10 protein-coding genes are annotated in these 12,373 nt (G+C 63.2%); all 10 read right to left on the bottom strand.

The genetic code is table 11. The features are described 5' to 3' along the window. Nucleotides 1–3 precede the first annotated feature (3 nt). On the bottom strand, nt 4–453 hold the full coding sequence (locus HRF45_11230) for a dTDP-4-dehydrorhamnose 3,5-epimerase family protein (GenBank protein ID MEP0767099.1): 450 nt from the start codon (nt 451–453) through the stop codon (nt 4–6). Next, a complete protein-coding gene (locus HRF45_11235) occupies nt 437–1,723 on the bottom strand; it encodes a glycosyltransferase family 4 protein (protein MEP0767100.1) in 1,287 nt (428 codons plus the stop codon). Before HRF45_11235 ends, HRF45_11230 begins: the two co-directional genes overlap by 17 nt. Nucleotides 1,724–1,751: 28 nt before the next feature. Further along, nucleotides 1,752–2,465 (bottom strand): VanZ family protein, encoded by a 714-nt coding sequence (locus HRF45_11240; protein MEP0767101.1) that lies wholly within the window; start codon nt 2,463–2,465, stop codon nt 1,752–1,754. Then, entirely contained in the window at nt 2,462–3,625 is a 1,164-nt protein-coding gene (locus tag HRF45_11245) for a glycosyltransferase (protein MEP0767102.1), read from the bottom strand. Before HRF45_11245 ends, HRF45_11240 begins: the two co-directional genes overlap by 4 nt. Further along, a complete protein-coding gene (locus HRF45_11250) occupies nt 3,622–4,926 on the bottom strand; it encodes a glycosyltransferase (protein MEP0767103.1) in 1,305 nt (434 codons plus the stop codon). The genes HRF45_11245 and HRF45_11250 overlap by 4 nt, the downstream gene beginning before the upstream one ends. Continuing rightward, a complete protein-coding gene (locus tag HRF45_11255; protein ID MEP0767104.1) occupies nt 4,923–6,209 on the bottom strand; it encodes a hypothetical protein in 1,287 nt (428 codons plus the stop codon). The genes HRF45_11250 and HRF45_11255 overlap by 4 nt, the downstream gene beginning before the upstream one ends. Next, nucleotides 6,206–7,705, bottom strand: a complete 1,500-nt coding sequence (locus tag HRF45_11260; protein ID MEP0767105.1) for a polysaccharide biosynthesis C-terminal domain-containing protein — start codon at nt 7,703–7,705, stop codon at nt 6,206–6,208. The genes HRF45_11255 and HRF45_11260 overlap by 4 nt, the downstream gene beginning before the upstream one ends. A gap of 22 nt (nt 7,706–7,727) precedes the next feature. Further along, nucleotides 7,728–9,056 carry a hypothetical protein gene (locus HRF45_11265; GenBank protein MEP0767106.1) on the bottom strand — a complete coding sequence of 443 codons (1,329 nt, stop codon included), beginning with the start codon at nt 9,054–9,056 and terminating at the stop codon, nt 7,728–7,730. A 97-nt stretch (nt 9,057–9,153) separates the two neighbouring features. Then, nucleotides 9,154–10,659 (bottom strand): NAD-dependent epimerase/dehydratase family protein, encoded by a 1,506-nt coding sequence (locus HRF45_11270; GenBank protein MEP0767107.1) that lies wholly within the window; start codon nt 10,657–10,659, stop codon nt 9,154–9,156. Nucleotides 10,660–10,825: 166 nt separating this feature from the next. Then, the gene (locus tag HRF45_11275; GenBank protein ID MEP0767108.1) at nt 10,826–12,310 is read right to left on the bottom strand and encodes an SLBB domain-containing protein; all 1,485 of its coding nucleotides are present in this window, start codon (nt 12,308–12,310) and stop codon (nt 10,826–10,828) included. Nucleotides 12,311–12,373: the final 63 nt, after the last annotated feature.

Consider the following 12,373-nt stretch of genomic DNA (forward strand, 5'->3'; position numbering starts at 1 on the left):
TCCCTATCTCTCGACTACACTCCAGATGTCCCACAACCTGGCATCGTATCGCACGTCATCTGAGCGGCTTTCTTCCACCGTAGCCGTGGAATAGAAGACTAGCACCGCGTCTTCTGTCAGTGACATGAAACCATTGGCATAGCCCGGTGGTATGTACAACACTGCGGGCTTCTGAGCGGACAGCACGTGGCGATGGACCTGCAAATCCGGCGACGGATGATCCCAATCGTCAATGCGCACCGCGCCTACCACCGCGGAGCCGCAGACTGCCGTCACGTACTTCGCTTCCCTCCGGTGTGCATGCCATGCTCGAACGAAGCCGCGATTGTGGTTCCGCACGACATAGAATCGCTTCACGCCGTGAAAGCCGAAGTCGTTCACGAACGCCACGGAGCCGCGGTCGTCCACCGCCAACCCCCCTTCGATCAGCACCGGCTCATGCCCTAGGTCCACAGGTCGCCTCCTCGGGTTCGGTCTCTCGGCTCGATGGGCTGCCTTCGATGGCACGACGCGCGGCCACGTCCGTTAGCAACCGCTCGTACGTATCCACGAGGACTTTCTTAGTGTACTTTCGTAGGAACTCGGAACGTCCGTTGGCCCCCATCTCTTCGCGCTGCTCGACGGGCATTCGGTACAGGTCGCGAATCGCCTGTGCGAGCGCCTCGGGGCTCTCGGGTGGGCAGAGCACACCGGCTCGGGCATCGCTCACGATCTGAGCTGCATCGCCGGCCATCGCGCACACGATGGGTCTGCCACAGGCCAAGTAGGACATCGTCTTTCCCGGGATCGTGATGCGAAAGAGTGGTTCGTCTCGTAAGTGGATCAGCAGCGCATCTGCCCAGGCGTACAGCCCTGCCATTTCTTTCACTGGCTTGCGTCCTAGAAACCTCACGTTGGTCAGTCCCTGTGCATCGGCCTTCAGCTGCGGATAGGAGACCCCGTCCCCCACGAGCACCATCTGCACGTCGGGCAGGTCTGCCACCAGCGCCGCGGCCTCCAACACCGAGTTCAGTGCCTGGGCCGGCCCCATGTTGCCCGCGAACATCACGTTGAACCGCCCCTCCAGACCGTGCGCCCTACCCACCTCGGGATCGCGCGACACCGGTCGAAACAGATCTTCGTCGGCCCAGTTGGGTACGAAGACCAGTTTGTCGGCGGGCACGCCCCTCTCGATAAGCTTCGTACGAAAGCCCGGGGATTGCACCACGATGACGCTCGCGGCGCGATACACCTTCGCCGCCAGGCCCTCCAGCCAGCGAATCGCTCGGCTCTCGGCCACCACTCCGCTCGCTATCAGCGTGTCCGGCCACAGGTCCTGAATCTCATACACGAAAGGCACGCGCCGCAGGCTAGAGACCCAACGGGCCGGGATGCCAGTGGTGAGGGGCGGGTGATACACCCACATCGCATCCGCCCGCCCACACAGCATCGGTCCGAGCAGTGAGGCAGACGCCGCGAAGCTGAGATAGTGCGCCGCCCGTCGCTTCGCGGACAGACTGTGGTCGGGGAAGATGGGTAGGCGAAACACCCTCACGCCATCCATCTCCTCGCGCGTCCATGGGCGTTGTCGGTAGCCTCGATACAGTTTGCCGTACGGATAGTTGGGTAGACCGCACAGCGCCGTCACTTGGTGCCCGCGCGCGACCAGTTCGCGGCCCAACGCGTGACCGCGCAGGTCGCACGGCTCCGGTGCGTAGTGCTGCGAAAGCGTGACGATTCTCAAGGGTGTACTTAGGTTACCCCAGTACGAGTCAGCACGCGGTGCGTTCGCGCTTGCGAACGATGCGCACTCCCAGCACGAGCCCGACAGCGGCACCGACCATGTCCAGCCCAACATCCCAAGATGCACCGGTCCGCCCCGCGCTCATCGTCTGGTGGACCTCGTCGAAGGTTGCGTGGGTGAGGGCCCACGCGAGAGCGAAAATGACGGCGCGTCTCGGATCGAACAGCCTTGCGAAGCCGAGTGCCACACCCGCGAGTACCGCATAGAAACCTATGTGCATGCCCTTCCGCACGTAGAAGACGAGCGTCTCGGCAACGGCGGGAGCCATGCCGAGCCACTGAGTGAAAAAGACGTACATTCGACCTGCCCCGCCGACCGGCCCGCTGAAGGCCGCTACCAGCAGGCCGAGGGCCAGCATTCCAGTCGCCCACCTTCTCACCGTCGGTGGGCCTGTCATAGATCCGCCTGCCAAAGCCACGGCAACCAGTGCTGCAACGGAGGGGAGCGCGATCGACGCGCTGCTCAGCGGAGCATCGGGTCGGGTAACTACGAAAGTGACGGAGAGCGCACTCAGGTATGCGATCACGAGCACGGGGCCGACCCTTCCGGCCAGCAGTAGCGCGCAGAGTGCCACGCCCAACCAGAAACCCGCCAGCAGCGTGAGGCTAGAACCCGCGACCGCCGAGACTGCACCGAGCGAGAGCAAGCCGGCGACCGCACCGACCGAGCGCCACTTGCTCACTTCGCCCGACGCCCGGCAAGAGCTTCGTGGAACAACTTTCGATTCGCCTCCACCATGTCGGTGGATGCGGCGAACCCTCGTGCGAACCGTACCGCAGCCTCGCTTCGTCGGGCGAACTCCTCTTGGTCCATGCCAATACAGGCGCGCAAGGCATCCCCCCACGCAGTTTGGTCTTCCAGTGGTATCACCCACCCCGCATCGCCCAGCGACCTCCAGGGCGTGCGGTCGCTGATCAGGACGGGGCAACCTGCCCACAGCGCCTCGATGATAACGTGTCCGAAGTTTTCGCCCTGGGTAGGCAAGAGCAGGAAGTGATGCGCCGCCAGCGTGGATGTCACCTCCTGCGGTGCCACCACGCCAGCGTAGTCCCAGCGGGCATTCATCGGCAGACCCGTGAGCGCGTTCATGCAACGTGTCATGTATTCTACGTCCGCAACGGGGCCGTAGATGGCTAGGTGGTACTTGTCTTCGATGGTCGTGAGGCGCTCCAAAGCATAAAGCAGGTTCTTCATCGGGTGAATGCGAGATAGGTAGACGAATCGTGCGTGGCCAGGCAGCTTCGGCGCTCTTTGAGGCAAGCGCTCCGGGCCCCCGATACCCAGCTCCGGAAGGTCGGATGCTACCACATGCCGCACCGGTCCCATCTTGGCCCGCACTAGGTCGGCTTCCTGATCGGTGCTCATGTGCCACAGCAGACCGTCATAGAGGCGAAGCGCCTTCGCGATGCGTAGAAAGGGGGCTTTCTTGCGAGCCTTCAGCCCCAGTGCGCCCGGAGAGAACTCCCCCCTCGGAGCCAGCACCACGGGTGTGTCACCTAATACTCCGAAGCGTCGGAGCAACAGAACGCGGATGGTGAAGCGAGAGAAGAAGCTATTTAGGTAGACGATGTCGGGCTTAGCTTCCCGAATCCGAGCGCGAATGCTTCGGATACCCTGGTTGCGTGGCGATGCGTAGTAGATGCGGCTACGACCCTGCTCCCACCACTCGTCGTGCGGCACCTGCGGGTAGGGCTCGTCGTCACCCAGGTCCCTATCGCGCGTGAAGATCGAGAACCGATGCTCGTCGCCCAACGCCTCGACCAGTCGAGCAATTGACCGGATGGGACCGCCCGCACGATAGCCAGGAAGGTACCAGTCTGCGAATACTAACACTTCGCTCATGGCTCGAACAGGCTCTCGATGAAGGCACGAAAGGTTTGACCATGTACCTCCCATGTTTTGTTCTGCCGGACGTACTCGCGCGCTCGTTGTCCCATCTGGGCTAGAGCCTCGTGCGGCGTTCCTCGGACCGAGCGGATGGCATCAGCGAGCGCGGCGGGGTGTGCTTCCCGCAGGAGGAATGTCACGTCCTGCAAGTCCTCTGTGTAGGTGGTCATTACGGGCTTCCCTGTCGCTAGGAGCTGGGCGAGCTTGCCGGGGAAGCTATAGCGCGTGGTGCGGTACTCGCTCTGGACCAGGTTGAGTAGTAGGTCCGCACGACGGTACAGAGCTACCACCTGGTCGAACGGCAGGTATCCGTGGTAAGTGATCCTCTCGTCTTCCTGGGCTGCGTGTTGCACCACGTCCTCCAGCTCTCCACTGCCAGCAATCTCGAGGCGATACGTTTCGTCGTCTAACATGGCAAACGCTTCCAGGATGGTCGAGATCATATTCATCTCGGACAGCCATCCGGCAAACGCTATCGTGAACGTACCACCCTTCTCTTGGAGCAAAGCGGAGAACCTGTCATCGCGAAGCGGGAGGGGATCGTCTTCAGGGCCCGCGACGCGGAGATGGGCACTACCTGGCGCGACGTGCGCAGCGCCTTGCGGCGGGGAGAGGGAAGGCTCGAACAGGGAAAGGTACTCTTCCCGCACTCCGGTGTCCACGTGGATGAACCGCGAACGGGGTGCCAGGTCTCTCACGATGTGAGGATTCACGACGTTTAGCCCGTCGAATTTAGGTAGGTAGTGCTCGTGGATCCACCAGTTCACCCGCCAGAGCGGCGTATCCGGCTTCAGGTCGCCCGGGACGAAGATGTCGTTCGCCGATGCCATCGTCTTCGCACCGATAAGTCGCGCCGCCCACAGGGTAGGTATGCAAGGTGGAATCATCAGGTTGATTGCGAGCACTAATCGGCGTTTGCGCCGCTTGCGAACCCCCCATCGTAACAACCGGAAGAACGCGGCCACACCCGGCGTGATCACCTTGAACACTCCCAGGTTGAGAAACGGTAACAACCTGACGGGAACGTCGCCCTCTAGCACATCCCGACCACCCCACACGACGAGTCGCTTCGAGTGTGGGAACCTCGGCACGCACTCCGCGGAAAACACCTCGATGTCCGTGAGGCCCGCGTGCCGCAAACCGTAGATCAGGTTCTCCTGCCACTGGTTGATCGCCCGGCTGAAGGCAGCGTTATGGTAGCGTGGTCGGTCGGGAACCACGGAACCGACGAAAGCGATGGCGATATCGCTCTTCACGCGCCGGCCTCCACACGCACAGCGCGTCGAGTGTACAGCCACGCGACGAGGATCGCCCAGAATGCCACCATCGCCTCACCGTCTTGCACACGGTTCAGGGCCGGGAACCAGAATACTACCATTAGTAGCAGGGACAGCGCTGCGGGGGCAAGCGGATTCGTTCCTCGCAAGCAGTCCGACCAAGCCAGTCCGAACGCCCAGCCTATCAAGAACACGACCGGCACCACTCCGGGAAAGCTGACATCCGAGGCGATCCACGGATAGATGGTGGAGAACCACATCCACGCGTCGATGCCGTCTTCGCGCTCCACCTGCGCGGTGTAGGGGCGCCGAGCGAACTCCTCGGAGCGCAAGAAGCGAACGGCGTTGCGCACCAGAAAGCGCGAGTGGCCGAACCCATAGGTGGGCTTCCACGGCTTCGAGAGACACCGGTCCAAAACGTAGTAGCCTCCCGCGAAGTAGAGCGTGGCACCAAGCACGCCCTGTCGCCACTCCTCGGGCACTGCCGTCAACAGCGCGTTGCCCTCGTCCGGACGTTCATAGGAGAGGGGCTCCACCGCTACCACGACTCTCCCACCTGCCCGCGCCACGTTGGACAGCGCGAAGTAGGCGAAGAAAGCGGCGCACGCGAGCACACCGAAGCCAATCATGCCTGCCCACACCGCTCGGCTGCGTCGCGTCACTCCCGAGATATGTGCGGCAAGCAGCAGCCATGGAATGAAGATGAGCATATCGGCGATGTATGCCCTCATTCCGATAGCTACCATCAGGGCTACCGTCCACAGTGTCACCGCTATCACGCCGAGGCGCAGACCCCAGCCGATTCGCCCCCAGTAGTAGATGCCGACAGGAATGGCCAAGTACAATAGCGGTGCTACAAGTATCCGCAGGTACATGGCGACGCTCCCCTGCCCTTCGGTGAGCATCAAAGATGCCTGGTATGCGCCTCCGGGGTCGGTAAGGCCTCGGATCACATCGGGCACCCACGAGCCGGAACGCGAGTAGGACAAGAATGGCAGCAGCACCAGGTTCGCCACGACGCTGACTCGCACGAGCGACTCCGGCGTGATGCGCGCACAGTATCCGCCTGGTCTCCTTACTAGTGCGAGCACGAATCCTAGCAGCAACGCAACGTGAATGCACGCAACGAGGGTGTATAGGTAGGTGGCATTCTGCACCCGCCAAGGCCACGGGCCGAACGCAAAGAGTAGGACTGTGCCCGTCAGGTAGAGCACCACCACCACGATTGGCAGCAGCCGAGCCCACGTCGGCGCGGGCGTCACAACTGCACCTCTTCGGGCGGAGCGGACTTGCCGAGCAGAGGAATGTTATGAAGCAGGGGGTCAGTATGCCGCAGCAGTAGCAGCGATCCACCTGCCACCCCGAGCCCGAGAGCCACGACGAAGAACCATCTCGGTACTATCACAGTCGAGCACACCACGGCTCCGGCAACCCACAGCGCACCGTAGATGGCCAGCATGACTGTGCGCCTCGGTACCCTCTCACCCCAACCCTCTCCCCGAGGCGGAGAGTGGGAGGCTGCAAGAGTGCCACGGTAGGCGAGCCAGCCGGAGACCGCTGCGGTGCCGATGGAGGCCGCCGCGAGACCGGTCAGCCCGAACGCGCGGGCGAGAACCGCCATCAGAGGCACTCGCACCAGGGCCTCACCTACCAGCATCCAAGCACCCTCCGCCTGCTTACCCGTTGCGCGGTACAGGTAGTTGCTCAGGAAGGACCACCCGGACACCACGAGCCCGGTCGCTAGCACAATGGTCAGAGCGGCACCACCGAACTGCTCCGCCCCGACCCACACCATCACGAAGCTAGGGTTTATTGCCATGCATGCCGTTCCGAGAGCCATTGTGATGGTCATGTATACCGCGACCACCTCCGCCCGCACTCGCATTGCACGGATTCGGCCCTCCTCGTCTGCGACGAGGCTGGCGAAGCCCCCGTAGGCCGCATACGCCACCACATCGCTGAAGTACCGTGCGAGGTCCATGGCACGTCGCGTCACGGTCAGCACGGTGGCCGCACCCGGGCCGAGCGTCATCGCGGCGATGGCTGCCTGGCTGTTGTTCATCACGCCGTAGCCCACACCCGCCAGCAGCACGGGAGGCGAGAGAACCGCCATCTCGCGCAACAGCTCCCCCCGCAGCCGAAAGTACTTCCACAGCCCGCGATTCAGCACGGACAGTGCGAACCACGAGTTGGCCGCCAGCGCAATCCCCGCACGGGTCGCCGCACCCCAAGCAATCGAATAGAGCCCCCAACCGCCCACCAGCAGTGCGGCCGTAATGCCGAAACCCACTGCGGTGCCAACTACCAGTGCTGCGTTGACGAACCCAGTCTGCTGAATCCCCTTCGCCAGTCCGTGTATCCCATGGCTAAGGATATTCATCACTGCGGCTGCGGCACCGATGAGAAAGCAAGCAGACAGTGTCTGGGCCGCATCCCCATGGGCTCCCATCCAAACGGGGACCCAGCGGTGCACAGCGAAGGCTGCCGCAAGTGCTGTCGCCGCTACCACCGCCACCATCGCCATTCCAGAGCACAGGTACGCGCCGATGGATGCCTGATCACGCCTACCATGCGCTGCGCCGATGCGTTGGATCATGATGTTGGGGATCCCGAAGTCGAAGGTCTGCAGCCACACGAGAAGGTCGCCGGAGCCGCACCACGCGCCGTACAGTGCCGGACCGATCTCGCGCAGATAGAGCGGCATCAGGATCAGCGTCTGCAGGGCGCCGAGCACGCCGCTCGACGTGGAACCGACCATTACCGCCGCAGCGGCTTTCCTTCTACCTCCGGGTCCGTGCAAGGCCGATCACGCATCCGAGCAGTGCACCGCCAAGGGCGCCGAGAGCGGGGTAGAACACATACCGCTTGTTGACGGGTCGGTCGTAGATGCCCGGCTCGTCCATCACCTGCCAGAGGATCGGATCACGCTCCACCTGCAACCGCACAATCTCGAGGTTGGTGCGAAGTTGCTGCACGATTGCCCCGAGCGTTGTCACGTCGCGCAGCAGACGCTGGTATTCCTTGGCCTCTTTCGGCGCAAGGTCAACGAGTCGCCGGAGGGCTTCTATGCGCGCCTCCAGCCCGACTCGAGATGCTACCGAGTCAGCCAGGCCCTCACCTTTCAGGTCCGTCGCGGGGTCGAGCAGGTCGTCCCTCAGCGCCTGCAGGTACTTGGTTACTTGCGCACCGAGCTCGGCTCGGGTGATGCCGATTTGCTCCTGAATGCGCTTGATGTGCGGAGAGTCCGGAGCGGACGAAACCAGCGCCATGCGCAGCTCGTACTCCAGCCCGATGAGGCGGTCCCTCCAGGGCTTGGCAGCCGCAATATCGGTCGGAAACTCCACGGCCTTGCCGGATTGCTTCTCGATGCGCTGCAAGTGCCCGTCAATCACCGCGTTCATACGCTTCAACTCAACCTGCGCGTCCGTGAGTTGGTTGAGCCACGCTGCGGGAAGCACCACCGCGGTGCCGCCTGCCTGGTTAGGCGTGGCGACTATAGGTGCGGTTGCCACCGAAGACTGGAACTTCTCCAAGCGCTCTTCGGCTTCGGCTAGCTCTCTAGACTTCTCGTCCAACGCCTGTTGTAACGTGCCTGCATCCGAGGTTACCGGCGGAACGTTCAACTGGACGGTCAACTTGCGCAGCGCCTCCAGGTGCGCTCGCACCGCCTTCAGCGCCAGCTCGCGATCGCCGTGCCGGATCGAGATTGTGATAGTGTTTCCGGTCTCGCGGTCGTCCACGTCGCGGATGTCGAGCAGCTTCTTACGGGTGAGGCCGGTCGCCTTCGTCACTTCTTGAAGCACCGTTTCGCTCTCCAGCATCGCCGCCAACATGCGAAGCGGGGAGGGGCCTCCGAGCACGTTGCCTACCGCGCTGGTATCCACCATGCCGGGTGTCATGACCAGTGGCGAGGGTGAGCGAAGCGGGAGCATCACGGTCGCTTTGGCCTTCCACACAGGGGGCAGCAGGTAGGTGACCAAGAGCGTCAGCGCGCCCACCAACACGGCGAGGATCAGAATCAGCCACTTCGCGCGCCACAACCGTCCGAGGGCGCCGAGTATCTCATCCTCGGCATAACTCGGTTGCGGCGATGGCGCTTCCATGCTCATACGCTGAGGTCCTCCGTTCCCTTTCGCCCCATCTGCTTGGTGCGGGTGAACCGAGGGGCGGGCGGACCCAGTATATCACGCGGCTCCGACCGGGCTCCTAGTCCAGGCCGAGGGGCGCTTGCGAGTCTTTGGGTGTCTCGACCTCGGCGACGGCGTGGGTGCCTAGGATATCCGTCTCCCACCCGTTGCGTGTCTTCAGCGACTCCAATCCGAACTCCTCGGAGAGGAACTTCACGTTGCTGTACTGCGCATCGCGGTAGTCTTTGACCTGCCCGCTACGGAGCACATGGATCACCTGGCGAATGCCATCCTCGAGGCTCCAGCGAGTCTCGAAGCCGAGCCGCTCCCCGATCTTGCAGAAGTCCACCCGGTAGTTGCGACGGTCCTTAGGGTCCGAAGGGCTGCTCACCATCTCGGCGGTGGGCACCAGATCGTTGATGGCCGCGCCGAGTTGCCCGAGGGTGTAGTTCTGGGAGTTGCACCCGACGTTGAAGATCTCGCAGCGCACCAGATCGAGCGGCGCCTCCAGTGCCAAAAGCAGCGAGCGCGCGGCGTCGTCCACGTGCAGGAAGGGTCTCCACTGGTCGCTCCCGTACACCGTAATCTTTCCGTCTACCACCGCCTTAGCGGTCAAGAGATTGACGACCAGGTCGAACCGCGTCCGCCCGCTCATTCCGAAGATGGTCCCGAACCGCAGAATAACGGGGTGGAAGAATTCGGTCGCCATGCTGAGCAACACCTGCTCCGAGGCCATCTTGCTACGAGCGTAGAGTGACAACGGGTGCAGGGCCGAGCGCTCGTCGAGCAGATCGTCCGATGCGCCGTACACCGAGCATGTGCTTGCAAAGATGAAACGCCCCACACCATGCCCCTTGGCCACCTCCGCGATCAAGCGGGTGGCGCTGAGGTTGACCTCGATGGTACAGCCTTCGTCCAGTTCGCACGCCGGGTCGCCGACGATGGCACCGAGGTGGATCACTGCGTCCACGTCCCGCATCGCCCATACGACCTTATCCACCTGACGGAAGTCCGCGCGCACGACCTCCAGATTCGGGTGCTCACGCACTTTGGCGATGGACTCCTCGCCGTAGATGAACAGGTCCATCAGGCGGACACGGTATCCCTTGTCCAGCAACTTCGGCAGCAGGGCCGAGCCGATGTAGCCAGCACCTCCGATGAGCAGCACGTGCTTTTGGGGAGGCGCCACTTCGACCGCTTGTCGCGACCGCTCATAGAGCACCACGCGCGCCCAAATCGCAGCCCACAGTCTAGCCGCAACGAGCAGCACCAGCGAGACGACCCATGACAACAGGATCGCAGCGCGCGGTGCAGTCACGATCTGCGGGAAGAACAGACACAGCCCGCTCAGCTCGAGATAGGTGAGGGAGACCGCCTGCGAGACTATTAGCACCTTGTACCGGCTGCGATACGCTCGGCCTCGGGTGTAGAAACCGCTCAGATAGAACGTTAGGAGCCCGAGTACCCCGAGGGCAAAGAACGCCGAGGCGAACTCCCATGGTCGAAGCGGAAGCTCCACCACGGGATCGGTTGCGCGAGCGTAGGGCCACAGCAATAACGCAACCAAAAGCGAAACCCAGAGCATGGCGAGGTCTGCACCCATCCGCACGACCCGCTCCAGAGCAAAGAGCGATCTCACGCGGGAGGTGATGCCACCACGGGATCCGCCGCGAGTGTCGTAGGTCCTTCTACTCTGCTGCCGTTCCATGCAATCACCCATCCCTGCGGGTCGGCCGTGCCGCCCGCTATAATCATTGTCGGATCAACCCCCAAAGACCCACTGCACCGAGCAGCACACTAGCTACGTCACCGAGTTCGATACGCGGAGTCTCTCCTGCCACCACGACGTCACCGGAAACGATCAGGGGGTTCCCCGACGCGTCTGCACTCTTCAGGTACTTCGAGAAGTCTACCGGGATTCTGGATACCGTGCCGTCAGAGGAGACGCGAATCAGCGTGATTCTTGCTGCGGGGCCTCTCTTCGTGAGGCCGCCGGCCAGGGCAAGGGCATCGGACAACCGGGTCTCCACATCGTCGCGCATCACGAAGAGACCGGGCTGACGCACCTCGCCGACGACGGCGACGCGCCTGGCATTCTCACGGACCAGCACAATGTCGCCCTCCGCGATCGTCAGAGGCGTCTGCTCCATCTGCTTAGGGTCGCGCAGGTCCACCCGAAGCGTCTCCTTGCCACGAAGAACCTGGACGTCTCGCAGAGAGGCTTCCGGCTTGGCACCGCCCGCCATCGAGAGGGCCTGCACCAGCGTCGAGCCCACGGGCAGGTCGTACTGCCCAGGCTGCTCGACCACCCCGAAGACCCACACGCGGTTGGTCTCCTCGGGGGCCATCGCCACGAAGTCCCCATCTTGCATCGGGAACTCCGATGCACGGCCGGTCTGCACGTCGTACAGTGTCGTGCGAAGCGCCTCGGCACCTTGCCTGGTGACGGTGACTATAAGGCGCTCAGCTCGGTCGGCCTTCGCCGGAACCATGTCCGCGAGCGCCTGGCGCAACGTCGTGCCCTGTTCTACCGCGCGCTCTCCCGGCTGCTGAAACTGGCCGGCGAGCCAGACGCGCATCTGACGCCTGGTCTGGATGCTCACGACATCGCCGGGCTGGAGCACCTCACGCGCGACGGCGTCGTCGCCGGTTCCGATTGAAAACAGATCGAACTCTTTGTACAGCTTGCCGTCGCGGTAGACGCTCGCAAGCAGCAGCTCTGGGCGGCGCAGCGTCCCACCGGCACGCGCGACCGCTTCACGCAGGGTGAGTCCGGGCGGCAACTCGAACTGCCCCCCCTGCTTCACCTCACCGATGATCGAGTAATACGAGGGCCGAATGCCGGTCAACAGGATCGTGCACTGGGCGAGGGGGAAGTGGCGACGCAGCCGCTCCACGACGTCGTTTTGAACCTCCAGAACGGGCCGTCCTTCGGCTTGCACCTGCCCGACGTGCGGCAGCGTGAGCACTCCACCAGGAGGAACCGTCAGGTGCATCTCGGGTGGGTCCTTCTGCTCCTGGCCCTCGGGGCAGAAAAGGTATCGGACGGTGAGCGAATCCCCGATCCGCAGGCGGTAGGCGTCGCCGTCCGCCCATCCGAGGCTGCATGCAAGGCAGAGGAGTGTCGCGAGTGCGCAGACGTGCTTCATGCCGCGATTATGCCCGACCGCCTCACGTGCGGTGGGGCGGTGCTGACCGGCGTCATGCTTCGACAAGCTCAGCATGACGGATTTCAACGCCCCTATCCCCCCTCGAATGGGAACCCTTCTGCGCGTGGACCGGATTGGGGCGCACCGACG

The organism is Fimbriimonadia bacterium, assembly GCA_039961735.1.
In the GTDB taxonomy this organism is placed as follows: domain Bacteria; phylum Armatimonadota; class Fimbriimonadia; order Fimbriimonadales; family JABRVX01; genus JABRVX01.

Coding starts and splice junctions, on each gene's coding strand:
- HRF45_11245 (MEP0767102.1), bottom strand. CDS start 3,625: ATGAGCGAAGTGTTAGTATTCGCAGACTGGTACCTTCCTGGCTATCGT.
- HRF45_11260 (MEP0767105.1), bottom strand. CDS start 7,705: ATGGTCGGTTCCACGTCGAGCGGCGTGCTCGGCGCCCTGCAGACGCTG.
- HRF45_11265 (MEP0767106.1), bottom strand. CDS start 9,056: ATGAGCATGGAAGCGCCATCGCCGCAACCGAGTTATGCCGAGGATGAG.
- HRF45_11270 (MEP0767107.1), bottom strand. CDS start 10,659: ATGCTCTGGGTTTCGCTTTTGGTTGCGTTATTGCTGTGGCCCTACGCT.